At 64.4% G+C, this 24,705-nt stretch carries 29 protein-coding genes and 1 riboswitch; of the genes, 23 read left to right on the plus strand and 6 right to left on the minus strand.

The features are described 5' to 3' along the window. Positions 1-12 precede the first annotated feature (12 nt). From J1M86_RS05420 to J1M86_RS05460, 9 genes are all read left to right on the plus strand, one after another. The gene (locus tag J1M86_RS05420; RefSeq protein WP_206509077.1) at positions 13-1,317 is read left to right on the plus strand and encodes a GAF domain-containing protein; all 1,305 of its coding nucleotides are present in this window, start codon (positions 13-15) and stop codon (positions 1,315-1,317) included. Between the two features lie 44 nt (positions 1,318-1,361). Then, a riboswitch (cobalamin riboswitch) is annotated at positions 1,362-1,439 on the plus strand. A 121-nt stretch (positions 1,440-1,560) separates the two neighbouring features. Continuing rightward, positions 1,561-2,544 (plus strand): ABC transporter substrate-binding protein, encoded by a 984-nt coding sequence (locus tag J1M86_RS05425; protein WP_307786529.1) that lies wholly within the window; start codon positions 1,561-1,563, stop codon positions 2,542-2,544. A 104-nt stretch (positions 2,545-2,648) separates the two neighbouring features. After that, on the plus strand, positions 2,649-3,629 hold the full coding sequence (locus J1M86_RS05430; RefSeq protein WP_083667391.1) for an iron ABC transporter permease: 981 nt from the start codon (positions 2,649-2,651) through the stop codon (positions 3,627-3,629). Beyond that, on the plus strand, positions 3,626-4,393 hold the full coding sequence (locus tag J1M86_RS05435; RefSeq protein ID WP_206509078.1) for an ABC transporter ATP-binding protein: 768 nt from the start codon (positions 3,626-3,628) through the stop codon (positions 4,391-4,393). Before J1M86_RS05430 ends, J1M86_RS05435 begins: the two co-directional genes overlap by 4 nt. Further along, positions 4,390-5,082 (plus strand): (2Fe-2S)-binding protein, encoded by a 693-nt coding sequence (locus J1M86_RS05440; RefSeq protein WP_206509079.1) that lies wholly within the window; start codon positions 4,390-4,392, stop codon positions 5,080-5,082. The genes J1M86_RS05435 and J1M86_RS05440 overlap by 4 nt, the downstream gene beginning before the upstream one ends. A gap of 29 nt (positions 5,083-5,111) precedes the next feature. Beyond that, positions 5,112-5,630, plus strand: coding sequence for a hypothetical protein (locus J1M86_RS05445; protein WP_230557760.1), 519 nt, complete (start codon positions 5,112-5,114; stop codon positions 5,628-5,630). 173 nt (positions 5,631-5,803) lie between these two features. Continuing rightward, positions 5,804-7,141 carry a PepSY domain-containing protein gene (locus J1M86_RS05450; RefSeq protein ID WP_241259677.1) on the plus strand — a complete coding sequence of 446 codons (1,338 nt, stop codon included), beginning with the start codon at positions 5,804-5,806 and terminating at the stop codon, positions 7,139-7,141. Beyond that, a complete protein-coding gene (locus J1M86_RS05455) occupies positions 7,138-7,626 on the plus strand; it encodes a copper chaperone PCu(A)C (protein WP_075838002.1) in 489 nt (162 codons plus the stop codon). Before J1M86_RS05450 ends, J1M86_RS05455 begins: the two co-directional genes overlap by 4 nt. Beyond that, the gene (locus J1M86_RS05460) at positions 7,619-8,818 is read left to right on the plus strand and encodes a Dyp-type peroxidase (protein ID WP_307786530.1); all 1,200 of its coding nucleotides are present in this window, start codon (positions 7,619-7,621) and stop codon (positions 8,816-8,818) included. The genes J1M86_RS05455 and J1M86_RS05460 overlap by 8 nt, the downstream gene beginning before the upstream one ends. Here J1M86_RS05460 and J1M86_RS05465 read toward each other — a convergent pair. Beyond that, positions 8,803-9,264: a carboxymuconolactone decarboxylase family protein gene (locus J1M86_RS05465; protein WP_206509080.1), complete on the minus strand. Its 462-nt coding sequence runs from the start codon at positions 9,262-9,264 to the stop codon at positions 8,803-8,805. The genes J1M86_RS05460 and J1M86_RS05465 overlap by 16 nt on opposite strands. 127 nt (positions 9,265-9,391) lie before the next feature. Here J1M86_RS05465 and J1M86_RS05470 point away from each other — a divergent pair, with 127 nt between their 5' ends. Genes J1M86_RS05470 through J1M86_RS05480 form a run of 3 tightly spaced genes read left to right on the plus strand, consistent with a single transcriptional unit; the run spans position 9,392 to position 11,688 of the window. Further along, positions 9,392-9,706, plus strand: coding sequence for a plastocyanin/azurin family copper-binding protein (locus tag J1M86_RS05470; protein ID WP_307786536.1), 315 nt, complete (start codon positions 9,392-9,394; stop codon positions 9,704-9,706). A gap of 38 nt (positions 9,707-9,744) precedes the next feature. Beyond that, the gene (locus J1M86_RS05475) at positions 9,745-10,347 is read left to right on the plus strand and encodes a hypothetical protein (protein ID WP_206509081.1); all 603 of its coding nucleotides are present in this window, start codon (positions 9,745-9,747) and stop codon (positions 10,345-10,347) included. Between the two features lie 12 nt (positions 10,348-10,359). After that, entirely contained in the window at positions 10,360-11,688 is a 1,329-nt protein-coding gene (locus tag J1M86_RS05480) for an MFS transporter (RefSeq protein ID WP_241259562.1), read from the plus strand. Here J1M86_RS05480 and J1M86_RS05485 read toward each other — a convergent pair. After that, positions 11,639-12,940: a lipase family protein gene (locus J1M86_RS05485; RefSeq protein ID WP_206509082.1), complete on the minus strand. Its 1,302-nt coding sequence runs from the start codon at positions 12,938-12,940 to the stop codon at positions 11,639-11,641. The genes J1M86_RS05480 and J1M86_RS05485 overlap by 50 nt on opposite strands. A 186-nt stretch (positions 12,941-13,126) precedes the next feature. Between J1M86_RS05485 and J1M86_RS05490 the strand changes: the two genes are divergently transcribed. Then, positions 13,127-13,708: a TetR/AcrR family transcriptional regulator gene (locus J1M86_RS05490; RefSeq protein WP_206509083.1), complete on the plus strand. Its 582-nt coding sequence runs from the start codon at positions 13,127-13,129 to the stop codon at positions 13,706-13,708. A gap of 41 nt (positions 13,709-13,749) precedes the next feature. Here J1M86_RS05490 and J1M86_RS05495 read toward each other — a convergent pair whose 3' ends face one another. Both J1M86_RS05495 and J1M86_RS05500 read right to left on the minus strand, forming a co-directional pair. Beyond that, a complete protein-coding gene (locus J1M86_RS05495; protein ID WP_206509084.1) occupies positions 13,750-14,901 on the minus strand; it encodes an FAD-binding oxidoreductase in 1,152 nt (383 codons plus the stop codon). A 31-nt stretch (positions 14,902-14,932) separates the two neighbouring features. Beyond that, entirely contained in the window at positions 14,933-15,229 is a 297-nt protein-coding gene (locus J1M86_RS05500; RefSeq protein WP_075837995.1) for a DUF503 domain-containing protein, read from the minus strand. Between the two features lie 56 nt (positions 15,230-15,285). Here J1M86_RS05500 and J1M86_RS05505 point away from each other — a divergent pair, with 56 nt between their 5' ends. From J1M86_RS05505 to J1M86_RS05540, 8 genes are all read left to right on the plus strand, one after another. Next, a complete protein-coding gene (locus J1M86_RS05505) occupies positions 15,286-15,699 on the plus strand; it encodes a DUF2752 domain-containing protein (RefSeq protein WP_206509085.1) in 414 nt (137 codons plus the stop codon). 251 nt (positions 15,700-15,950) lie between these two features. Further along, the gene (locus tag J1M86_RS05510; RefSeq protein WP_075838040.1) at positions 15,951-16,391 is read left to right on the plus strand and encodes an Rrf2 family transcriptional regulator; all 441 of its coding nucleotides are present in this window, start codon (positions 15,951-15,953) and stop codon (positions 16,389-16,391) included. A gap of 49 nt (positions 16,392-16,440) precedes the next feature. Next, positions 16,441-17,670: a globin domain-containing protein gene (locus J1M86_RS05515; RefSeq protein WP_206509086.1), complete on the plus strand. Its 1,230-nt coding sequence runs from the start codon at positions 16,441-16,443 to the stop codon at positions 17,668-17,670. A gap of 77 nt (positions 17,671-17,747) precedes the next feature. Next, positions 17,748-17,945 (plus strand): hypothetical protein, encoded by a 198-nt coding sequence (locus J1M86_RS05520; RefSeq protein ID WP_075838039.1) that lies wholly within the window; start codon positions 17,748-17,750, stop codon positions 17,943-17,945. 204 nt (positions 17,946-18,149) lie between these two features. After that, the gene (locus J1M86_RS05525) at positions 18,150-19,613 is read left to right on the plus strand and encodes a PLP-dependent aminotransferase family protein (protein WP_206509087.1); all 1,464 of its coding nucleotides are present in this window, start codon (positions 18,150-18,152) and stop codon (positions 19,611-19,613) included. A gap of 66 nt (positions 19,614-19,679) precedes the next feature. Beyond that, on the plus strand, positions 19,680-20,000 hold the full coding sequence (locus J1M86_RS05530) for a nuclear transport factor 2 family protein (RefSeq protein WP_206509088.1): 321 nt from the start codon (positions 19,680-19,682) through the stop codon (positions 19,998-20,000). A gap of 143 nt (positions 20,001-20,143) precedes the next feature. Further along, positions 20,144-20,752, plus strand: a complete 609-nt coding sequence (locus J1M86_RS05535) for a ClpP family protease (protein WP_075837992.1) — start codon at positions 20,144-20,146, stop codon at positions 20,750-20,752. Beyond that, the gene (locus J1M86_RS05540) at positions 20,749-21,375 is read left to right on the plus strand and encodes a ClpP family protease (RefSeq protein WP_075840261.1); all 627 of its coding nucleotides are present in this window, start codon (positions 20,749-20,751) and stop codon (positions 21,373-21,375) included. Before J1M86_RS05535 ends, J1M86_RS05540 begins: the two co-directional genes overlap by 4 nt. On the opposite strand, the gene J1M86_RS05545 is transcribed toward J1M86_RS05540, so the two are convergent. After that, positions 21,333-21,635 carry a helix-turn-helix domain-containing protein gene (locus tag J1M86_RS05545; protein ID WP_241259564.1) on the minus strand — a complete coding sequence of 101 codons (303 nt, stop codon included), beginning with the start codon at positions 21,633-21,635 and terminating at the stop codon, positions 21,333-21,335. The two genes, J1M86_RS05540 and J1M86_RS05545, sit on opposite strands and share 43 nt — an antisense overlap. Before the next feature lie 374 nt (positions 21,636-22,009). Here J1M86_RS05545 and adhP point away from each other — a divergent pair, with 374 nt between their 5' ends. Together adhP and J1M86_RS05555 are read left to right on the plus strand one after the other, a co-directional pair. Continuing rightward, positions 22,010-23,020: an alcohol dehydrogenase AdhP gene (gene adhP, locus J1M86_RS05550; RefSeq protein WP_206509089.1), complete on the plus strand. Its 1,011-nt coding sequence runs from the start codon at positions 22,010-22,012 to the stop codon at positions 23,018-23,020. A gap of 90 nt (positions 23,021-23,110) precedes the next feature. After that, the gene (locus tag J1M86_RS05555; protein ID WP_206509090.1) at positions 23,111-23,362 is read left to right on the plus strand and encodes a hypothetical protein; all 252 of its coding nucleotides are present in this window, start codon (positions 23,111-23,113) and stop codon (positions 23,360-23,362) included. 81 nt (positions 23,363-23,443) lie between these two features. Here J1M86_RS05555 and J1M86_RS05560 read toward each other — a convergent pair whose 3' ends face one another. Then, a complete protein-coding gene (locus J1M86_RS05560) occupies positions 23,444-24,547 on the minus strand; it encodes a Fic family protein (protein WP_206509091.1) in 1,104 nt (367 codons plus the stop codon). Between the last annotated feature and the right edge of the window lie 158 nt (positions 24,548-24,705).

The following is a 24,705-nucleotide window of genomic DNA, read 5'->3' on the forward strand; positions in this document are numbered from 1 at the left end:
CAATTGACTGTGATGACACCGTCGACAGGTCCCGAACCTGCGCTGGCGGCGGGCGAGGACCCGCGCCGCTACGCGCAGATTCTCACTGCCGTGTACGACGCGACGATGACCGGCGGCAAGTCGCCGGCTCGCCCGCGGGAGGTGATCGGGGACTCGTGGCGACGGCTGCAGACTCTCGGTATCGACCCTGAGCAGCGCAGCGTCGCCACGCCGCAGATCGACGTCTCGGACCTCGAGCTCAGCCGTCGGGAATCGGGCCTGTTCGACATCCTCGACGACCTGGCCCACGGGCTCGAATCCGTGGTCCAGGACGGCGACAACATCCTGGTGGTCGCCGACCGGCATGGCCGGGTGCTGTGGCGGAACGGGACGACGTCGGTGCTCGACCGCGCGGACGGGCTGGGTTTCGTCGAAGGCGCGAACTGGGCCGAGGAGTCGGTGGGTACCAACGCCATCGGTACCGCGCTGGTCTCGCGCCGCGCGGTGCAGATCTTCTCGGCGGAACACTATGTGCGAAGCCATCATCCGTGGACCTGCGCGGGCGCGCCCATCAAGGATCCGCGAACCGGGCACGTCATCGGCGCAGTCGATGTCAGTGGCCCCGCGAGTACGGTGCATCCGACCACGCTGGCGCTGGTGGACGCCATCGCTCGTCTCGCGGAATCGCAGTTGCGTGAACAGCATCGACAGAATCTGGACCGATTGCGTTCGGTTGCCGCGCCGATGCTCGCTCGGTTACGGTCCCCGGCGCTCGCTGTCGACTCGCACGGCTGGGTTGCTGCGGTCGAGTCCGTTGCCCTGCGCAACCGCATCCTTCTCCCCGAGGAACTCGCCTCGGGTCGGTTCTGGTTGCCGACGCTCGGGATGTGCGATTTCGAGCCGCTACCGGGTGGCTGGTTGGTGCGGCCGACCGACGCTCACGCGGACGCAACCGCGTCGGAGGCGGGCAGCACGACGACCGTGGTGCTCGATCTTCGGCAGCCTCAACGCGCACGAGTGCAGATCCGCAGCGAGGCCGGGGAGTGGACGCACGAGCCCACACCCCGACACGCCGAAATTCTGTATCTGCTCGCGACCAACAGAGCCGGGCGCAGTGCCGCGCAGATGGCAGCGGACCTGTTCGGCGACGACGGCCGGGCCATCACCGTGCGCGCGGAGATGTCGCGGTTGCGCAAACACCTCGCCGGCATCGTGCTGACACAGCCGTACCGATTCGACGAATCGGCGCACGTTCAGCTTCTGCTCCCCGACGATCCGAGCCGTCTGCTGCCGCATTCCACAGCGCCGGCGATTCGCCGCACGTTGACACACACGTGATGTGCTGGTGCATACTGCACAGCGAACACAAGCACACCAGCCGCAGGGGGAAGCCGGTCGAAATCCGGCGCTGACCCGCAACGGTGGGTTGCCTCATCACGAGGCAGCGAGCCCGATTACCCAGCGACTGCGTGAGCGGCACCTATTCGTCGTGGTCTACGAATCGGCAGCCCCGCGCGTGGCGATTCGTGCTGCGTGTGTCGGCTTTCTTTTTCGTGGCTCTGAGCTCCAAGTGAGGTTCTCGTGTCACGCTCCACCCTTACCCTGAACGCCGCCGTCTTCCTCGCGGCAGTGTCACTCGTCGGCTGTTCTCGCGGCGACGCGGTCGAGATGGCAGCCGCAGGGGCGCCGTTCGAAAGCGCCGTCGAGGTCACCAACTGCGACACCGTCCAGCAATTCGACGCCCCGCCGCAGCGCATCATCTCCATGAACGACCACGTCACCGAGGTCCTCATCGAGATGGGCGTCGCCGACCGCATCGTCGGCATGGGATACCAGGACGCAACTCCGACGCCGGAGACGGCCGAGGAGTTCGCGCGTATTGAAGGCCTCGCCGACGAGTATCCGACGCGCGAACAGATCCTCGATCTCGACCCCGACCTGGTTGTCGGCGGCATGCGCAGCGCATTCGACGACAAGGAGGGACGTTCACGAGACTCGTTCACCGAAATCGGGATTCCGACCTTCCTGTTCTCGGAGTACTGCGGGTCCGGTCTCGCGGATATCGGCATGCTCGAGACCGACTACACCCAACTCGGTGACATCCTCGGCGTCCCGGACGCCGCACGTGAGGTCACCGACGGTGTCGTGAACGAGCTGGCCGCGCTCCGCGAGGACCTCGACGGCGTCACCCCGACACCCACCTTCTTCTACGACTCCGGCGAGGCCGCACCGATGACGATCGGCGGCGTCGGCGTGGGCCAGTTGATCGCCGACCAGGCCGGAGCGGCCAATATCTTCCCCGAGGGCGAACGGCCCTACCTGGACACCACCTGGGAGGTGGTGGGCGAACGGGCCCCGCAGGCCATCGTCGTACTCGACTACGGAGACACCTCGGCGCAGGGCAAGATCGACTTCCTGAAGAACCAGCCGATCATGGCGACGACCCCGGCGGTGCGCGAGGACAACTTCATCGTCGTGCCCCTCGACGACTTCTTCGAGAGTCCCCGGCTGGTCACCAGTGCCGAGACCATCGCGAAGGCGCTGCATCCGGACCGTTTCCAGTGACAGCCGTCGCCGAGAAGCAGTCCTCCGGAGCGAAGCCGTCGACGGGTCGACGCTCGCGCATCGGCTTCGGTCTCATTCTTGTACTCCTGACGGCGGCCCTGCTGATGGCCATCGCGGCAGCAGTGTCATTCGGGTCGGTGCGCATTCCGGTCGGCGACGTGTGGGCCATCGTCATCCACCGACTGGCGCCAGGAGCATTCGAATCCTGGTGGACAGAGGCTCGGGCGGTCATCGTCGTCGATTCACGCCTGCCGCGGTCGCTGACCGCAGCTGTCGTCGGGGCCTCGCTCGCATTGGCGGGAGGGGTCGCCCAGGCGGTCACCCGAAACCCGCTCGCCGACCCGTACCTGCTCGGTGTGTCCTCGGGTGCCGGGTTCGGTGTGGTGCTCGTGATGACGCTCGGTATCGGCGCGGGCGCGCTCGGCGTGTTCACCGTGCCGGCGGCGGCATTCGTCGGCGCGATGATTCCGCTGTTCCTCGCGCTGGCCATCGGCGGCAGATATCCGCAGTCGACGGCCATCATTCTCGTCGGCGTCGCGTTGAGCAGTGTTTTCACGGCGCTGATCACGTTCACGTTGCTGGTCTTCGCCGACGAACGGAGCCTCAGTGGCGTGTTGCACTGGCTCGCGGGAGGATTCGGTGACGCGCGGTGGTCGACCCTGCCGTTTCCTTTGCTCGCGCTGATCGTCATCGGAATCGTCATTCTCGTCAGCGCACCCAAGATGGATCTGCTCACCACCGGCGACGACGGAGCTGCAGCCCTCGGCCTCGATGTCCGACGATTCCGCATCGTGCAACTACTCGCCATCTCCATGCTCGCCGGTGCGGCCGTATCCGTCAGCGGCGGAATCGGATTCGTCGGCCTGCTGGTGCCGCACCTGGCGGGATACATCGTGGGTACGCGAGCGATCCGGTTGCTTCCGGTGGCGGCGCTGCTCGGTGCGATCGCATTGGTCGGCGCGGACACCCTGGCACGCTCGGTTGCGCAGAGCACCGAGGTGCCGGTCGGAGTGGTGACGGCCCTCGTCGGTGCGCCGATCTTCGTCTTCATGCTCTACCGCCGTTACGCGAGGGAGATGCGATGAGTCTGCTCGTACACAACGTCAGCGCGACCCTCGGATCGCGAGAGGTGTTGCACAGCATCGGGTTCGAGGTTCGTCCCGGGGAGGTGCTCGGACTCGTCGGCCCCAACGGATCGGGCAAGACCACCGCCCTGCGGTGTTGTTACCGGGCACTGACGCCCGCGAGTGGGTCGGTGCTCGTCGACGGCGTCGATGCGCACGAGATGAAGCGAGCCGAGCTGGCGCGGATCGTCGGCGTCGGGACACAGGAACCCGCGGCGTCGGTCGGCTTGACCGTCCGCGAATCCGTGGCTCTCGGGCGGGTACCGCACCGGGGCTGGTTCGATCGCCCGAGCGCGTCCGACGAGGACATCGTCACCTCCTGTCTGCGCCGGGTTGATCTTCTCGATCTGGCCGGACGCGATGTCGGCGCCCTGTCCGGTGGGGAGCGGCAACGCGTGTCCATCGCGCGAGCATTGGCGCAGCAACCGCGCATCCTGCTGCTCGACGAACCGACCAACCACCTCGACCTCCGGCAGCAACTGGTCGTCATGAACGCAGTCCGCGATCTCGCCGCCGACGGGCTCGCTGTCGTCGTCACTGTGCACGATCTGCGCCTGGCGGTGGAGTACTGCACCGCCCTCGCCGTGATCGCCGACGGCTCGGTGGTGGCCTCGGGTGCAACCGCCGAGGTACTGACAGACGAACTACTGGCCGAGGTGTTCGGTATCCGCGCCACGGTCCGCACCCGTCCGCGTCCGACCATCGATATTCACGGACTGGCATGACCGTCTACGAACTTGCCGCGGCGCGGGTGCCAGGGCTGGGAGAGTACCTCGACGGCCCGTTCGATCTGCCGGCGTCGGTGATGTGCGATCGGCAGTGGCTGGCCGATCGAGTGGCAGACACCGGTCGGCGGTGGACCTGCACGGACGACCGCGTCAACGGGACGTTGTGGTGGTACTCGGCCAGTTCGACGCTGGCGTACATCGCCGTCGCCACCGCGATGGTGACGGGGGAGGCCGCCGATCCGGGCGTCGAGAACGCGTCGTGCTTCCTGCGCCCGGATGGTTACCTCGGCGGCGTCCGGACTGAGCGCGTGATCGCTGTGGACCGCCTGCCGGCCGCGTTGGCAAGCACCTTCGGTGGCGTCGTCGACGCGTTGTCTGCCGTCTCGGGGGCCCGGCGGCAGTCGCTGTGGGCGATCGCGACGGACTCCATCGCCAACCGCAGCCTCGACGTCGGCGCTGCGCTCGGTGACAGGGCGTTGGGCAGCGAATTCGGGGCGTGGCTGGTGCGGGAGATGGCCTCCCCGATGCCGAGACCGCGGTTCGTCGAGGTCGGGGGCCGCACGTTCACCCAGCGGTGCTCGTGCTGCCTGCTGTACCTCACCGGCGGTGCCGACAAGTGTGTGAGTTGCCCGCGCCGAACCCCGGCTGATCGCTTGCGTGGGCTCGAGGCAGCCGCGCGCTACTAGCCTGTGTAGTAGTGGACTAAGGTGTCTTCATGACTTCCGGGCCCGACGCTCCCACGCGCATGCGTGGTGCATTCGTCGGCGCCGTGTCCGGGTCGTTGTCCATCGCCGCCCACGGAATGGGCGGCGGAACCATGGTGCCGAGTGAATCGGCGCTCGTTCTTCTCGTGGTGGTCAGTGCCGCCCTCGGAGGCCTGGTGTCCCTGTTCGGGGCACGCGTTCCGCTGGTCGCGGTGCTTGCTCTGGGCCAGTTGGTCGGGCACACGGTTCTGTCGATCGCGAGCGAGCACCATCATGCCTCCGCTCTGACACCGTCGATGCTTGCCGCGCACGCTGCCGCGACCGCGCTGTGTGCGCTGCTCGTCCGCGGCGCAGTGCTCGGCTGCACGCACGCAGTGTCGGTTCTCCGACGCATCCTGCCGGTCCTTGCCGTGGTGCTGCCGGTGCAGGAGCGACCGCGCCTCGTCACGGTCGACTATCGACCCGATGTCATTCTCCGACTGTTGGTGTCCTGGGGACCAGGAACACGCGGGCCTCCCGTACCGGCCTGAGCTGTCCGCTTCACCCCACTCGTATTTCCTGATACCCGTGGGGCTTCCCCCTGCGCCTGAGCGGCGCCACCACCTCATTTCGAGACGAATCGAGTTCTCGTATGTCCATACAAGGCACAGTTGTGCCCGAAACCGGGCAGGCGCCCGAACACTCGCCGCCCGAACCGTCACTGATGATGAGACTCCACTTCTACGCCGGGATTCTCATCGCACCGTTCATCCTCGTCGCCGCCGTCAGCGGCGGCCTCTACGCCCTCGCGCCGACCGCCGAGGACATCGTCTATTCCGATCTGCTGCACACTGATTCGACCGGACCGACAGCGTCGGTGGCCGAACAGGTCGACGCGGCAACACTGGTTCGACCCGACCTGGCGCTACAGGCGGTTCGACCCGCAGCAGAGCCAGGCGAGACCACCCGCGTGATGTTCACCGACCCGACTCTCGGCGAATCGGAACGTCGAGCGGTCTTCGTCGATCCCGTGACGGCCGAATCCGTCGGCGAATCCGTCGTCTACGGCAGTAGCGGTGCACTACCGATGCGGACCTGGATCAGCCAACTCCATCGTCACCTTCATCTCGGCGAGCCGGGCAGGATCTACAGCGAGCTCGCGGCATCGTGGCTGTGGATCGTCGCGCTCGGGGGCGTCGTGCTGTGGGTGCGGCGCTACCGAAACCGCGGCGGTCCACTGCTCACCGTCGACCGATCGCTGACGGGCCGGGCGCGTACCCGCAACTGGCACGGCGCCGTCGGAATCTGGATCGCTGTGGGGTTGGTCTTCCTGTCGGCGACCGGATTGACGTGGTCGAAATACGCCGGCGAGAACATCGGCGATCTTCGTACGTCGCTGAGCTGGACCACACCGAAAGTCGACTCCTCGCTCACCGGAAGTGCCGCATCGATGTCTGGCGACCACGCCGGACACGACACATCGGCGGCGCCGATGGTCACCGGTGACGCTGCGAGCGCGGGAGCCGCTCGCCTGGATGCGGTGCTCGGCTCGGCACGTGCCGAGGGGATCGACGGCGCTGTCGAGGTGACGATCCCAGCGGATGCGAGCACGGCATTCGTCGTCACGGAAACCCGCCAGCCCTGGGTGTTGTCGACCAGCTCCGTCGCCATCGACGGGGCCACCAACCAAGTGGTGGACACCAACTGGTTCGAGGACTGGCCGCTGGCGGCGAAGCTGACCATGTGGGGCATCGCGCTGCACATGGGCATTCTGTTCGGTCTCGCCAGCCAACTCGCATTGGCCTTGTTGGCGCTCGCGCTCGTCACCGTAGTCGTCCGCGGCTACCTGATGTGGTGGCAGCGTCGGCCGTTCTCGGCCACCCCTGCGCGCGGGGGCGTCCGGCGCCAACCGATCCGGGTGATCGTGGCGCTGGTAACAGGGGCCGCCATCGTCGGCTGGTTCGTGCCCCTGCTCGGGATCAGCCTGCTGGCCTTCCTTCTGATCGACGCCGTCATCGGACTGCGGCAATCCACACCAACTCACACATCGGAGACAGTATGAAAATCTTCAGAACAGCCCTCTTGGTAGCATTTTCCGCAGTTGCGCTGGCCGGTTGCGGCGCGGACGAAGCGCCCAGTGAAGCGCCAAGTGAAGCGGACTCGGTCACCATCTCCGACGGCTGGATCAAGTCGGTCGATACGGGCATGACAGCGGGGTTCGCCGAGATTCGCAACGACGGCGCGGAGCAGGTCCGTGTGGTGTCCGCCTCCACGCCTGTGGCGCCGATGATGGAACTACACGAAGTGGTCCCCAGCGCAGACGGTTCGATGAAGATGCAACCGAAGGAAGGCGGCTTCACCGTGGCCGCGGACGACACCACGGTGCTCGCCCCCGGTGGCGATCACCTCATGCTGATGAACGTCACGGACCCGTTGACACCGGGCACCGACACCGAAATCACCCTGACCTTCGAGGACGGGTCGAGCACCACCTTCACCGCGCAGGTCCGCGATTTCGCCGGCGCACAGGAAAACTACAGTGGCTGACAAGCCGCACCAGGGTCGCACGGGTATCAGCCGGCGACGTCTCCTCAAAGGAGGCGTCGCCGCCCTCGGCGCCGGTGGTGCAGTGATCGGCGCCGGTGGGCTCGCGTACGGGTTGGCCGCAGAGCCTGGTGAAGCCGTATTCGGTAGCGAGACAATACCGTTCCACGGAGATCATCAGGCCGGGATCTCCACCGCGGCGCAGGCACACGGCACGTTCGTGGCGCTGAATCTGCTCGACGGGATCGAACGAGGCCAGCTGATCTCGCTACTGAAGCTGTGGACCACCGACGCTGCCCGGCTGACGCAGGGCCTTCCCGCGTTGGCCGACACCGAACCCGAACTGGCGGTGATACCAGCGAATCTCACTGTCACCGTGGGGTTGGGGCCGGGTGCGTTCGCCGCCGCGGGCGTGCCGTCGCCGGTGCAACCATTGCCGGCCTTCGGCATCGACCAGCTCCAAACACGCTGGAACGACGGTGATCTGCTGCTACAGATATGCGCCGACGATCCTGTTTCCGTCTCGCATGCGGTGCGCGTGCTGACCAAGAACGTTCGGTCAATGGCATCGGTGAAGTGGGTGCAGCGCGGGTTCCGATCCTCGCGGGGCGCTCACCCGTCGGGAACCACCATGCGGAACTTGATGGGGCAGGTCGACGGCACCGTCAATCCGGATCCCGCGGTGGATTTCGATGACCTGGTGTGGAATTCGGACGGCGGATCGACGCTGGTGCTGCGCCGAATCGCGATCGAGATGGACACCTGGGATGTATTGGATCGTGGTGGGAAAGAGTTCACGATGGGCCGAAAGCTCGATACGGGCGCACCGCTCACCGGCGAATTCGAACACGACGAGACGGACTTCGAGGCTACCGACAAGTTCGGGATTCCCATCATTCCGCCGGGTTCGCACATCGCACGGGCGCGTGCCATGCATGCCGGTGAGCGGTTCTTGCGTCGGGCGTACAACTACGACGACCCGCCTGCGGACGGTGCGACCAGTAACTCGGGCCTGATCTTCGCGGCGTACCAGCGGGACATCGAGAGCCAGTTCCTCCCCGTCCAGCAGCGCCTCGACGAGCACGACGCGCTCAACGAGTGGACGACGCCGATCGGTTCCTCGGTGTTCGCCTTGCCGCGCGGCGTCACCGAGGGTGGTTGGCTCGGGGAGGAGCTGATTCAGCCAACCGGATAGCCGACCGGATATCCACTGGTGATCGCGATGCGGTTCCATCCGTTGATCACCACCGCCAGCCATGTCACCGCAGCAATCTCCTGCTCTGACAAGGCTGCCGGTATGTGGGTGTCAGGAGTCGGCGAGTTGTGTTCGTCTGCGATGCGGGTGATTCGCTCGGCGAGGACCAGCGCAGCCTGTTCCTGATCGGTGAAGTACTGCGACTCCCACCATGCAGGCAGCACCGCGAGGCGATCGACACTCTCACCGGCAGCCACGGCGTCGCGTGTGTGCATACGCAGGCAATGCGCGCAACCGTTGAGCTGTGAGACGCGTATCTTCACCAGCTCGACCAGAATGTGTGGCAGCCCAGCGGCTTCGGCGGCCTCGGCGGCGCGTTTGTCGAGCGCCACCTGGGCCTCGTAGGCGCTGGGGAACTGCTTGGTGACGTTCACGTGCGGCAACATGTGTGTCCTTTCTTCGCGGCACCGGTTTCGGTGCCGTCACCCGAGTGGACGAAACGGCTCACGATTGTGTGACAGGTAGGCACGTAGTGTGGATCGGGTGAAACTTTCGACCGTCGTGTTGGCGAGTGTGGTGCTCGCCAGCGTTGTCTCCTGCTCGTCTCCGACGCCCACAGAACCAGCTGCTCCGCCGCCGCCCAATCAGGTGAACGTAGTGGACCGCTCATACTCGCCGTCCGAGCTCACGGTCAGCGTGGGAGATACCGTCACCTGGGTTTTCGACGACGGAGGGATGGCGCACGATGTCGTGGCCGACGACAAGTCGTTCAGAAGCCCCCTGTTGAAGTCCGGGACGTTCTCGTACACCTTCGACGAACCGGGCACGTTCTCCTACCACTGCACCCCGCACCCGGATATGACCGGAAGCGTCACCGTCGTTCCGTAGGGGTTGTGAACCTCAGGTTTACAGCCTAGTCTAGTGGTGTGAACCAAAAGTTGTCAGATCTGGTGTCTACCGACAAACCAACCGATATCGGTGACGAGCGGAACCGTCGCGCCGGTGCACTGCACCGATTGCAGGAGTCTCTCGCCCGCGAAGCTCAGGTCGTGCAGGAAGCCGCTGCTACGACGGAAGCTGCTGCTACGACGGCAATCTGGCTGGGTGCCAGTCTCGCCGACCTCGCCCTGGTCACCGGCAAAACCCGTCAGGCAGCTCGAAAGCGGTGGCCGTCGCTGGGGGAGGTGTACCGCCGGCGGCTGTGGCTCGGAAACCACGTCGACGAGATCCGGTGGGCGGCGCACGTCGTTCTCGAGAATCAGGCGGAGATCGACGTCGACAGCGAGGTGCTCGACGAATTACGGGCGCTTGAAGCGGAGGTCGCTCAACAGTTCGACGAGGCCGCCGTCGGTGACGCTGCCGACCCTGCACACCGATGGCACTCTTTGGACCGTCTGGTGAACGTGGCGCTCCGGGGGCTGACCAACACCGCACGCACCACCGGGGAGCAAGGCGAGTTCGCGATCCACGGCGCCGCAGGAGTTGTCGGCTTCTACGATCACGCGATCGGCGACGGGCGGAGTTCATGATGCTCTGACACCATGACCGGCATGAGAAACGCGTTGCGTCCGGCCTCGTTCACCGCCGGAACCCTCACGCTGCTCGGCACCTTGTATTTCGCGCAGGGTGTTCCCTTCGGGTTCTTCACCCAGGCGTTGCCGGTGGTGCTGCGCGAATCCGGATACTCGCTGGTCCAGATCAGCGCGGCGGGCGTGCTCTTTCTTCCCTGGGGATTGAAATTTCTGTGGGCACCGTACGTCGACCGATACGGAACCCGCAGGCGGTGGCTGTTGACGCTGCAATCCGCAGCAGCTGCGATCGCGTTGGCGTTGTCGTTTCTCGACCTGTCCTCGACGCTGCAGTGGTTGTTCCTCGGTATCTTCGTGATGAATGCGGTCTCTGCGACTCAGGACATCGCCACCGACGGGATCGCGGTGCGCACGCTGTCGGTGGCGCAACGCGGACTGGGCAACGGGCTTCAAGTCGGTGCCTACCGCATCGGGATGGTGTGTGGCGGTGGCGTGTTGCTGTGGCTGTTCAGCTTTGCCGGTTGGCGGGCATTGTTCGTCGCGATGGCGGCGCTGCTGCTGATCGCAACCATCCCGGTCTGGTTGATGCGCGGGCAACTGAGCGCCGCCGACGCCGCAGGCGAGCAAGACGCTGACGCCGCAGGTGAACGAGATGAGGTCGACGCACCGGCACGTCTTGCGATCACGTGGTGGTATCGCCTGCGTAGACCCGGCATGTTCGCCTTCATCGCGTTGATCATCGGCTTCAAATTCGGTAATTCGATGGGCTCGGCGCTGGTCGGACCGTTCCTCTCGGACAGCGGCCTGACGCTCGGCCAGATCGCATTGGTGGAGGGCGGAGTGTCCTCGGTCGCCGCCCTGGGCGGTGCCGCACTGGGCGCCTGGTTGTCCTTCCGATACGGACGGCGGAACGCTCTGCTGGTGGGTGGCGTCAGCCAGACCCTGAGCCTCGGGCTCTACGTGGCTGCGTCAATGGGTATCGGCGGCTTCCCGTTGCTGGTCACCGCCAACATCACCGAGCACGTTCTCGGCGGCGCGGCGACGGTCGCGGTATTCGCTCTGATGATGGATGCATCCGAAAAACGCTTCGCAGGAAGCGATTACACGCTCATTGCGTGTGCGGTCGTGTTCGCCCAGGGTGCAGCCGGACTTGCAGCCGGGGTGGTAGGGGATCTGTTCGGCTACACAGCGATGTTCGGCTCGGCGCTGGTGCTGTCCGGGATCGGGTGCGCAGCGCTCATCGTCGCCCTCGACCGAGGGGTCGGGCCGAGCGGGCTACGCGAGGTGATTGCTACGCGCAGAACGGACCGCCGCCGACGACACCCGACAATCGGTCACTGAGCCACTGGGAGTATTGAGGGAAGACCAGTTGCGAGGGACCCAGGTGACTGATTCCGCTGCCCTCGACGATCGACGGCGCATCCTGTGATTCGAATCGAACCGTTCCGCCAGCACGGCACCACTGCCCCGCGAGATCGGCTACTTGTCCGTAGTCGACTATGTCGTCTGTTCGGACCGAATGAAGTAGCACTGGTCCGCTCGGTGCCCTCGTGCCGATTCTGTTCTCTTCCAGCACTGTCTGTGCTTCTGGAATCGAGCTCAGCAGTTCCGACAGCGGACGCCCGCTCACGGTGTAATTTCCGGTGCTTTTCAACCCGTAAGTCAGGGCAGTTCGAACTGTGCATTGTTCGGCGACATCGGCAAGCATCTCCTTTCCGACATCATTGGTTTGCGCGTCGATGATCGGTCCAAGCTCTGGATTGCTTTCCCGAAAGCCGTTCAGTGCGTATCCGATAGCGCCACTGAGTATCGAACCGTCGATCCGATCGAGGGTTCGGGCAAGGTCGGCCGGAACTGCTCCCGCGTAGGTTCCCGCGATCGTCAATTCAGGAGCATAGCTGCTGGCCAGCTCCGCTGCGGATGCGACGGCGCCACCGCCCTGCGAGTAGCCCCACAGCCCGACGGGAGTGCTTCGGTCGGCCGACGGTCGAAGGCTCAGGGCAGCGCGCACCGAGTCCAGTACCGCGGTTCCCTGATCGACGCGGTTGACGTAGGTGTGGACTCCAGCTGTCCCGAGACCGGTGTAGTCGGTCATGACCACGTCGAAGCCGCGCGAGAGGAAGTTCACGATCAAGGGAATTTCCACTTGAAACAGTCCAGTTGGTGCATTGGCGTTGAACGGCTCGGCCATCGTCTTGGATGGGGCGCATTGATCGCCCTGACCCTGTGTTCCGGGTGCCAAAGCGACAATCGGTCGTGGCGTCGGGCTGGTCCACGGAGCATTCGAACTGAACAGTGAACCGGAGCTCGCGGCAATCGAATCGTCGGACTTTGTGCTCGTGTACAGGATTCGCTCGTACGGGAGAGCAGTGGGAAGGGCCGCTGCGGCTACGGCTGTCGGTTCGTGACGGAGCAGGACGCCCGGCCGGGTCTCGGTGGTGAGCGAGGGCCCCACGTAGAACTCGTCGCCGATCGGATGTGGACTTGCACCCGCCATTCCAACTGTGAGGTACGCCAACACAGCTGAGGTCACGATGACGGAAGTGGCGATCCGGCGGAAATGCCGACGGGGAACTGCGGAGAATCTGCTCATGTCCAGGAATACCAGCATCTTTCAGGCGATGTGCACAGGGCGGCGCGGCAGTCACGCCCGTCGACTACGCCGACAAGCAGCTTCCGCATCGATTCGAGATTACCTCCACCCTCTATAGTTATAGAGGGTCTGAGATTGCATCTGTTACAAGTCACCAAACTACGAGCGGCATTGAGGAGGAAACCCGTGGACGCTCGACGTGCCTCTATCGCCGACGCCGCGATCGACGTCCTCGGCACAGACGGCTCGCGTGGACTCACCCACCACGCGGTCGATGATCGAGCTGGATTGGCACGTGGGTCGACTTCGTACTATTGCCGAACCCGTCAACAGCTCATCGCCCTCGCTGCTGCCAGGTTGGTCGAGATCGAGTTCGCGGAAGTAGCCGCCCTACCGGCGGGGCAGCCGAGTCCAGCGGACGATGCTGTCGACGCACTCTCCGCGCTTCTGGTGTCGTGGCTCGGCCCGTCCGGCATCGTGCACAGCAAGGCCCGACTCGAACTCTTCCTGTTGGCCGCACGCGACGACGAACTTTCGTCGACCATGAAGGCGTTTCGGGCCAAGTTCGTCGTGCAAGCCACTGCCCGATTGGGCGGCGACTCCCCAGAACAGCTCGGGGAGCTGATAGTCGCTTTGTTCGATGGATTGGTGCTCGCCCAATGTTCCTTCGAGAGAACGCCGATGACTCGAGACCACGCAAACAACCTGTTGGCTCCCTTGCGTACGATGCTCCGTCTTCACCGACCGCCACGAAGCTCGACGAACTGACTTGGCTTGCCGCCGGATTCGGCGCGCCATCGGTGTCCCGCTCAACCCGTGAGGTACTCCGGTATCGGCGTTCCGTCGAGCCCGAGTGCCACGGCGGCACGAGCAGTGACCGGCCCGACGAGGTTCCCCGTCCCGTTGTAGCCGCCGAAAGCGATGACACCGTCGTCGACTTCCGTGCACAGGGGCTTGCCGTCACCAGTGAACCCGACGGACGCCGCCCAGCGCGCATTCACCGAAACCGGCTCGCCTGCCATCGATTCGGCGACCTCGGTGATGTAGTCCTGAACCGGTGCGGTCGGATCACTCGAGAAAGTCCATTCTTCCTCAGCGAACCGATCGCGGCCACCGCCGACGAACAGGCGCCCCGCCGCATCCTGCTGGGCGTAGTCGTAACCCCACCGCCCGTACACCGGGCAGGGCAGCCGCTGCGCCGCGATCGGCGCGGTGGCCAGCATCTGCAGCCGTGCCGTGCGGACCCTGCGGTCGAGCTGGGGGAGTACCCGCTCGAGCCTGCCGTCGATCGCGACGAGAACCAGATCGCAGCGGATCGTTCCCGACGGGGTGGTGACGGACCTGCTCCCGATGGTCGACACCGGTGTGTGCTCGTACAGTGCCGCTCGTCCCTGCAGAGTCGAGGCCAGACCCAGTGCGCGACGAGCCGGATTCATGACCGCGTCGTCGGGCAGGAAGATTCCATGCCCCAGCTCGCCAGAGTATTCCTCGACTGCAATACCGTTCTCGCGTAAGCACTGTGCGAGCGCTGCGCAGTCGTTCGCGTCGGCGACGTCCGGCGGCGCGCCAGGCAGGCCCGCCAGCCTGATCGACCCGGTCCGACGGATGACATCCGAACCGAGAACTCGGTGCAGCGAGTCGATTTCGTCCAGGGTCGCGCGGTAGAGGTCGACCGCACACGGGCCCCACGCGGCGAGGGCGTCATGCAGAAACGTCGCCGGTCCGCCGAGCAAGAACCCGCCGTTTCGCCCAGCGGCCTCCGCAGCGATGCGGCCCGCGTCGATACCGATGACGTCATGCCCCCGGTCGACGAGTTCGCTGATTGCCGCCAGCCCCGAACCACCCAGCCCGACGACGCACACATCGGTGCTGACGTCGGCCGCCAGCTGCGGTAGGCCCGGCCACCGAGCGACGACGGGATCATCGTCCCAGGCGGGTCGCGAGCGGTCGGTACCAAGCATTGCTCGATGCTAACGAAATGGGCTTACACCTTCAGATGTCGTCGCTCCGAATGGTCCGACGACGCACAGCGACGAGTTCGAGCTCCGGGCGTGATGCCGCGACACGCTCGAGGCGGTCGAGCACATCGATGACATGCGCCTGATCACCGGCGACGACCGATGCGCCGATCTCGGCCCGTCGGTGCAGATCGTGATGCCCGGTCTCCGCAACCGAGACCGCAAATTTCCGGGCCATCTCCGCCACCACAGGTCTGATACGTGAGCGCTTCTCCTTGAGGGAATGCACGTCACCGAGAAGAAAATCGAACTCTATCCAACCGATCCACATAGAAGCGCAATGCTACTCGGCGGCGCAACACCGCCCGCCGCGCTTAGGCTGGTTGTATGACCGCCCCGTCCACGTCGACCCGCCGCGCCCTCGCTGGACCGGCGTCCGTCGCGGCTGCGGCGGTTACCGCGGCGGCGATGCTGTACGTCCGGGATCCACGAACGTCCTCGTACCTGCCGTGTCCGATTCACGCAGCGACCGGGCTGTGGTGTCCGGGCTGCGGCTCGACGCGGGCATTCGGCGCCCTCGTGCACGGCGACATCGCGTCGGCGCTGTCGTCGAACGCACTAACTGTGGTGCTCGGCGTCATCGGCGTCGTGATCTGGGCGGTATGGGCCATCGCGCGCGTGCGCGGCCGGTCCCTGTCATTGCGTCGGCCCTCGGCGGCGGTCTTCGCTGCGGGAGTGCTGGTTGTGCTGGCGTTCACCGTGTGGCGAAACATTCCGGCGGGCAGCTGGCTCGCACCGTGACAAATCAAGGAGCAGCGTCGTGTTGTTGGAAATATTCTCGGTAGTGGTACTGATCGGGGCGCTCGTCGTGCTCATCCCGACGGCGCGTCGCGTGTTCAAGAAGGGTGACGACGAGTGAGCGGGTCCCCGGACGCCTGATTTCAGGCGAGTTTGCGGCGAATGCGCTGGTGTAAAAGCCGCACGAAACGTGGTGTTTGAACGCACGGCCGAAAAACTCGCATCGGTGGTGCGGGTTTATTACCGTGGTGGACATGCAACTGACTCGCTTCAGCGATCTGGCCCTGAGGGCGATGATGTTGCTGTCCGCCGTCGGCCCTGACGGACCACGGGTGACCACCGGTGCGATCGCCGTCAAAGTGAACGCATCGGAGCATCATGTGGCCAAGGCGGTCACGCGACTGGTCGAACTGGGGTGCGTGCGAGCCCAACGCGGCCGCACCGGTGGCATTTTTCTCACCGACACCGGGCGGTCGATTCCGGTCGGCCGTTTGATCCGTCTGCTCGAAGGGGATCGCGAGGTAGTCGACTGCGCAGGCGAGCATCCGTGCCCGCTCATCGCAGGATGTCGACTTCGCCGCGCACTGGCGGCCGCCAAAGAAGCGTTCTATCGGGAACTCGACGAGTACACGATCGACGAGCTGGCCGCGTCGCCGACGATCCCTCTCACCATCATTTCTGCACCTACACCCTGACCCGGGCAGCGTTCTCGGATCGGCAATTCGTCCATCGGAAGGAACACCCATGTCCACATCCAGCCCACTCGCGGTCGATCGAGGACTCGATCCCGCGCACGCGGATGTCATTCGCGCCACGTTGCCCCTCGTCGGAGCGAACATCGACACCATCACAACCAACTTCTATGCCCGTATGTTCGAGGCCCGTCCGGAGCTACTGAGAAACCTGTTCAACAGGGGAAACCAGGCGCAGGGAGCTCAGCAACGAGCGCTGGCAGCATCGATAGCAACGTATGCCGCACACCTGGTCGACCCGCAGTTGCCGCACCCGGAACAGTTGCTCTCCCGGATCGGGCACAAGCATGCGTCCCTCGGGATCACCGCCGACCAGTACTCGATCGTGCACGAGCATCTCTTCGCTGCCATCGTCGAGGTACTCGGGGCCGAGACCGTCACTGCAGATGTAGCCGAAGCGTGGGATCGCGTCTACTGGTCGATGGCCGACACGCTCATCGACCTCGAACGCCGGCTGTACGAGGAGTCCGGTGTCGAAGCGGGGCAGGTGTTTCACCGTGCCACGGTCACGAAGCGGGTCGACGATCCATCCGGTGCAGTGGTCATCAGCGTGGCCGGACCCTGGGCCGCGGCGAGTAGCCGGCAACCGGGTCAGTACGTGTCGGTCGGGGTGACCCTGCCCGACGGTGCGCGACAGATCCGGCAGTACAGCCTGATCACGGACGGCGACGCCGAGGAACTGACTTTCGCGGTCAAACCGGTTGCTGCTTCCGGTGGCTGCCCAGCAGGCGAGGTGTCGAGTTGGATTGCGATGTGTCTGCGCCCGGGCGACGTCATCGACGTCAGCTTGCCGTTCGGTGATCTCCCGACCGACGAAATCGGTTCCGGGCCCGTTGTGTTGATCTCGGCTGGTATCGGAATCACCCCGATGAACGGGATTCTCGAGCACCTCCGTGGGCGGGCGGCACGGTGCGAGGTGCTCGTTCTCCACGCGGATCGCTCGCCTGCGACTCATCCGCTCAGAGAACGTCAACGGCAGCTGGTGGACGGTTTGCCCGGCGCGGATCTCGAAGTTTGGTACTCCGAGCCGGAGGATGCGCCGGGCGCCAGGCATGGGCTGATGGATCTCACAGGTGTCGAACTCCCGCTGCACGCATCGTTCTACGTGTGTGGAAGCAATGGTTTCGTTCAGGCGGTGCGGACCCAACTCGCCGACCGGGGCGTGGACCCGGCTCGGGTGCATTGCGAGCTCTTCGCGCCGGACGAATGGGTGCTCGGCTGACGGATATCGACCGGATCGATCAACTAAGTTGGGTTCGAGCAAGGTTGTTCGAGCAAGCCGAGGAAGGAGCACGACGAGTGAGCGATTCACTGAAGGCGCGTGTGCGCGCAAAGCTTCTCGATCAGCTTGCAGCTGACGGCGGTACGGACGCCGAAATCGCTGAGGGCGACGATCCTAGAATCAATGCGATCAGCGACGACCTCGCCGCTCTCGACGATGCGGACGAGGACGATCCGCTGATCGACCAGCTGGCTACGCGGTACTGGGTGCCCTAGCGCCGGTCGGCCCGGCTCAATCGGCATGGACGCGGCTGCGTGGGGGACCGGTGGGGGCGCATCGGCCGCCGGTCCTCACAGCGGCAAGGGACCAACCCGCGCCGACGACGGACAAGGCCAATACCACTCCAATTGCGATCATGGTTCCTACAATGGACTGCATTCAGTCGATAAAGTGCAGTCCAGTGTGCGAAAGTGGCATGTATGAACTCGTTCGATGCCACTGCGATCACGGCGCCTGAATTGGCGGCCCGGATCAACCCGTCGACGCTGCGGAAAAGATCCGGTGGTCCGCTCTACCTCGAAATTGCGGACGAGTTGCGTCGATTGATCGAGAGCGGTGAGGTGTCCGCGCTGACCCGGCTGCCGGCCGAGCGGGCCCTGTCCATCAGCCTCGACGTCTCTCGCGTCACAGTCGCCTCCGCGTATCGATATCTCCGCGAGAACGGTCTGATCAGTGCGCAGCGAGGCTCGGGAACGTTCGTCTCGCCGACGGGGCCGACGGCATCGTGGGGTTCGCTCGCCGGTGACCGAGACAGTGCGACGATGGAGTTCGTCAACGCCGCGCCGTCGGCCTCTCCTCTGTTGGTCGGGGCGTACGAGTCGGCAGCAGAGAACGTTCGTGGTCGACTCGGCACCGGCGGCTACACCCCACTCGGCCTGCCTGATCTGCGCGAATCGATCGCCGCGTACTACCGTGATCGCGGGGTGCCGACCGTCATGGACAACATCCTGGTCACCGCGGGCGCGACCGATGCAATCCATGCGGTGCTGGCGACTTTCGTCGAACCTGGTGCTCGGGTGCTGGTGGAGCACCCGACCTATCCGGGTGTCGTCGAAGTCGTGCAGTCACTCGGCGGTAGGTGCATTCCGGTGCCGATCGACCCCGACGACGCCGACGAGTTCGTGGCGGCAGCCGATCGAGCCGCACGCCAGAGCGCACCGACGCTGGCCTACTTCATGCCCGATTTCTCCAATCCGTCAGGATCGCGACTGCCGCTTCAGCCTCGCCGCCAACTATCGGCGACGATGCATCGACACGCGGTCCTGACGATCGTCGACGAAGTGGCAGCCGATCTCTGTCTCGATGGATCGCCCCCGATCGAGCTATTCGGTACTGCGACACCGGATGTGGCGACGGTGACGATCGGGTCGACGAGCAAGACGGTGTGGGGTGGGTTGAGAGTCGGGTGGGTGCGTGCGGAGGCGTCGCTGCTGGCACAGGTCGCCGCAACGTATGCGCGACGCCAACTTTCGGTGTCGGTCTTCGATCAACTGGCCGTGACGGAGTTGCTCGGGCACTACGATGAGGTTCGGCGGTTTCGCACGGACGAGTTGACGATCGCCCGCGACCATGTCGTCGCCGCAGTACGCGATCGTCTGCCGGGCTGGGGCTTTCGGATCCCCGGTGGAGGGTTGGCCCTGTGGTGCAGTCTTCCCGAGGGGATGCGGTCGAGTGAACTCGTCGTCGAAGCGCAGTCGCGGGGGTTGCTGTTGGCGCCTGGGCCTCGATTCGGTACGGGCTATTCCTTCGACGATCACCAGCGGATTCCGTACACGCGATCGCTCGCCGACATCACCGCTGCAGTCGACATTCTCGCGGGACTGGACCGGCCGGTGGTGTCGACACCGCACGTCTCGTCGACGCGGCCTGCGGTGGTGGTGTGAATACGCGAGATATTGTTCTGCTGGTGAGTGTTCTGTTCGGAGACAGTAGGTGAAAGGAACCACGTGATGTCGGTTGAACTGCCTGGTCCGGTCCGTGCCGCCATCGATGCCGTGAATGCGAACGACTTTTCCGCGTTTTCGGCCTCGTTCACATCCGACGGCGTCGTCGACGACTGGGGGCGTGAATTTCGCGGCGCCGGCATTCGGTCCTGGAGTGACGCCGAGTTCATCGGCAAGAATGCCACGCTGGCAGTGGACAGTGTCGAAGTAGTCGGTGCCGACGTGACGGTGATCGCACAGGTAGGTGGCGACGGATTCAACGGGCCGAGCACCTTCATCTTCACCGTCGACGGGGACCTCGTGAGTGCAATGAAGATCCGAGCTTAGCCCCCTCAGATCCAGCGTTCGTACTTCTTGATCGGTACGAGTTTCGGGAAGAACGCCCTGCGCAGATCCGCGTTGAGTGTCGATGCCGCCGCTCACAGCAGAACCGCTGGTAGTCAGAGCTATTGGTGGTCCAAGCTCGACCCATGAGCGAAACCCCTCGAATGTTCCCACCCGATCTCCGCCGCCAACTCCTGCGCCATAGAGTCCTCGTGCTGGACGGCCCACTCGACGACGAGAACGGCACTGTCCTTACCACCCACCTGTTGACTCTCGCCGCCGAGAATTCCTCGGCCGATATAGCTCTGTGGATCCACTCACCCGGTGGATCGGTACCCGCCATGCTCGCTATTCGCGATGTGATGCGGCTCGTGCCCTGCGACGTCTCGACACTCGCTCTCGGATTGGCCTGCAGCGCAGGCCAGTTTCTGCTGTCCTCGGGCACCCGGGGGAAGCGCTATGCCCTGCCGCATTCTCGGATTCTGATGCACCAGGGCTCGGCCGGAATCGGCGGATCGGCCGTCGAAGTGGAAGTGCAGGCCAACGACCTGCGGCACACCCGCGACACCGTCCTCGGTCTCATCGCCGAGGACACCGGACAAACGCGTGAACAGATCTTCGAGGACTCGTTGCACGACCGCTGGTTCACCGCCGAGGCTGCACGCGACTACGGGTTCGTGGACGAAATAGTCGACTCGTTCGATCAGGTCATGCCTGCGCGCCGAGTGTCGTTCGGAATGGAGATGGCCCGATGAGCACGTACACGATTCCCAACGTCGTCACCCGCGATTCTCGTGGTGAACGTGTCGTCGACGTCTATTCGCATCTGCTGAGCGAACGCATCGTCTACCTCGGCACCGGTATCGACGCCGGGGTGGCCAACGCAATGATCGCGCAGTTGTTGCACCTGGAGGCCGACTCGCCTGACCAGGAGATCTCCATGTACATCAACTGCGAAGGAGGCGACACAGCTGCCATGCTGGCTGTGTACGACACGATGCAGTTCATCGGATCACCCATTGCGACAACATGTGTGGGCCAAGCTGTCGCTGCGGGGGCGGTGCTGCTCGCTGCCGGAGCGCCGGGTCGACGCTCGGCCTTGACGCACAGTCGCGTGGTGTTGCATCAACCTGCCGCACAGGGGCGCGGCACCATCCCCGACCTGATCCTCGCCGCGGACGAGGTCGTCCGGGTGCGGGCCGAAATGGAGGCGATTCTGGCGAAACACACCGGACGTGACGCGGCGAAGCTCCGTCACGACACCGACCGCGACCTGGTGCTGACGGCCCCGGCCGCACTCGAGTACGGCATCGTCGACCAGGTTCTCGAGGGGCGTCAGGCCGCCAGAAGTGTGGCGTCGCCGCGTGTGAGGTCGTGATGCGCGAGGCCGGAGATCTCGGCTATCGATGTACCCAGCGCGCCGACGACGGCCGCAAGGATCTCGCTCGACGGGTCTTTGCGGCCGCGTTCGAGTTCCGACAGGTACTGCGGCGCAATGCCGGCGCGGGCGGCGGTATCGGCCAGAGTGTCTCCGCGGGCATGTCTGTGTGCGCGCAATCGTCGGCCAACCACCTCGCGCCACAACGGCTCCACCGCGCGTGTTGCTCGACGCTCATCGATTCGAATGACCTCGCCCATGACCGGACCCTAGCCTGCTGCTCGACGGGGTAGCGAGCGATTCTGCTCAGAGCAGAGAAGGCGGCTCGACAACTGTATTTCGAAGGAACTGCCGGTTGATGAATACTCGTTCCCATCGCTTGCGTCTTGCCGAATCCCAGTCTTGGGCGTGCAGCAAGGCGTTGAGCATCATTGTGTTCCACCTGAACAGTGCGCTCCAAGCGCGAGGCGCCTATCTCCGGGCAGTTGGCCGGTGAACCGAACACCGGGATTTGTCCCCGTCAGGCGGTGACTTCCGGCCCTACATTCGAGACAGCACAGCCGCCACTATCGACAGTGTGCATCACTCGAGCGCCGAGAATGGCACGGTTTCGAAAAGTTGGAGGAACCCCACGATGAAAGCTGCTGTTGTCACCGAGTTCGGCGGACCCCTGGTCGTCAAGGACATCCCTGTTCCTGTACCCGCACCCGAGCAGGTCCTTGTGCGAATGGAGACCTGCGGGGTATGCCACACTGATATCCATGCTGCGCAGGGAGATTGGCCAGCGAAGCCGACGTTGCCGTTCGTTCCGGGTCACGAAGGGATTGGCGTGATCGAGGCGGTCGGCTCGCAGGTCGATGCGAACCGGATTGGCGAACGCGTCGCTATCGCGTGGCTCGGGTCGGCGTGCGGGGAATGCGATCACTGTGTCTCCGGATGGGAGACGCTGTGTGAGAGTCAGCAGAACAGCGGCTACTCGATCGACGGCGCGTACGCAGAATACGCTGTGGCACACGCACGTTACGTGGTCCGCGTGCCCGACAGCATCTCCTCGTTCGATGCGGCACCTTTGACATGTGCTGGGGTGACCACCTACAAGGCCGTAAAGGTCGGCGGTGTCACTCCGGCTCAACGCGTCGCGATATTCGGTGTAGGCGGCCTCGGGCACATGGCCGTGCAGTACGCCAAGATCGCCGGCGGATTCGTCACGGCAGTCGACATCGAAGACGACAAGCTCGAACTCGCCCGTGAACTCGGTGCCGATCACACTGTCAACTCGTCGACGGTCGACCCCGTCGAGGCGATCAATGCGCAAGGTGGAGCGGACGTTGCCATCGTTTTGGCCGTCATCCCCAGCGTGTTCGATCAGGCCTTCCGTTCGCTTCGACGCGGCGGTCGACTGGTGTGCGTCTCGATGCCCGCTCACGGTGTGTTCCCGGTTCCGATCTTCGAGACGGTGGTGGGCGGAATTTCGGTTCTCGGATCGATCGTCGGAACCCGGAAAGACCTGCGTGAGGTGTTCGCACTGCACGAGGCCGGGCGCACGACGGTGTCGGCAGTGTCGCGCAAACTGGACGACGTGAACGAGTGCTTCGACGACCTCATGGCCGGTCGAGTCACTGCTCGCCAGGTCTTCGAGTTCTGATCTCGACACCGCCAGCGGATCAGCCATGGGGCACGCCCCCTATCGGCTCGTAATTGCCAGGTCAGCCTCCAATCCAAGGAGCGTGTGTCGATGCGGAGTTTGAAAGGCTTGCTGACTGTTTTCGGTCTAGCGCTGGGGTTTGTGACGACCGTGGTACTCGCATTCCTTTCTGACGCGACATCGAGGTCGACTTTCGCTTTCGTCGACGAGAGCACCAGCTCGACTGGTGTGAGCTTCACCCAGACTCCACTGCTGTTCGTGGTCGGCGTTCCGCTCGTCTGTGCTGTGTTGGGGTGGATCACAGCCCTGATATTGACCAAGCGAGGGTGGGCAGTGTCGTAGCCAGCACCACGCCGGGCCTGATGTGTAAAGAATTGGGAGATTTCTTCACACATTCAGTTGTCGTGTGAAGTTCTTTGCTATTCACCCCTGAACTGGGGTGCCTTCCGGCCGGACCAGTATTCGAAGGAACTCTCGGTTGATGAACAGTCGGTCCCGCCCGACCTTGTTTTCTTGCAGCAGACCTTCCTTTGCCAGCGCGTTCAGCCAGCTCGTCGCTGTCGGACGTGAGACGCCGCATCTCGAGACGACCGTGTTGATGCGGCAGTAGGGTTGCTCGAACAGCACCGATTGGAACTCCGAATCCGCGCCACCCTTCGAGACTGCACGGGCCCGGTGGCTGAAATCCTCCTGCAATGTCCGGATCGCCTCGATTTTGCGGAGCGTGTCGTTCGACGTCCGTTCGATACCTGCGAGGACGTAGAGCACCCACGCCTCCCAGCCCGCTTCGGACGTCACGGCCAGCAGCAGGCGGTAGTAGTCATTTTTCGTGTCGATGATGTAGCGCGAGAGGTAGAGCACAGGCATTCTGAGCAGCCCCGCCTCGATGAGCAGCATGACGTTGAGGATTCGTCCGGTCCGGCCGTTGCCGTCGGCGAAGGGGTGGATAGCCTCGAACTGATAGTGGGCGACGGCCATCCGTACCAGCGGGTCCATGCCGTCGTCCGCGTGCACGAAGCGTTCCCATTCGCTCAGTTTCTCCTCGATCAGGGCGCGACCTTCAGGAGGGCTGTACGTCACCTCGCCGGTAGCTGGGTTGCCGATACGAGTACCTGGAATCGCTCGAATCTGCATCTCACGGCCCTTGATCGTGCTGCAGACGTCGATCGCGGTGGCTGTGGTCAACCCGCGCTCGATCGTTCGATCGAAGGCCACTTTGAGGGCTGTCCGGTATCGAAGCGTCTCCCGGGTGGCTGGATCCGCTCCGGCGTCGTCATCCAGGTGGCGGAAGAGTTCGTCGGTCGTGGTGACGATATTCTCGATCTCCGAGCTTGCCTGCGCTTCCAGAAGCGGAATCGAGTTGATGAGCACTGTCGGATTCGGTATCGATACAACCGCCTGGTCGAGCTTTGCGAGAGCGGTGTTTGCCGCGATGGCAGCCTTCAAGACCGCCCGGGTCTCCAGCACTTCGGTGCCCGGGGGTGGAGGAAGCTGATTGTATGGAGTGTCGGGTTGCCACGCGGTCATGGGTGGACGATCCCACGTATCGCATCACATGTAAAGAAATGGCCTGATTTTTTACACGTTAGGGCAACGTGCAAAGTTTCTTGCTTGACCCCGTCGTCTACCTCGGTACTGGTAGGCACAGGGGCGCGGCATCACCCCCGACCTGATCCTGGCTGCCC

It is taken from the genome of Rhodococcus sp. KRD197 (assembly GCF_017168235.1).
Taxonomy (GTDB): domain Bacteria; phylum Actinomycetota; class Actinomycetes; order Mycobacteriales; family Mycobacteriaceae; genus Rhodococcoides.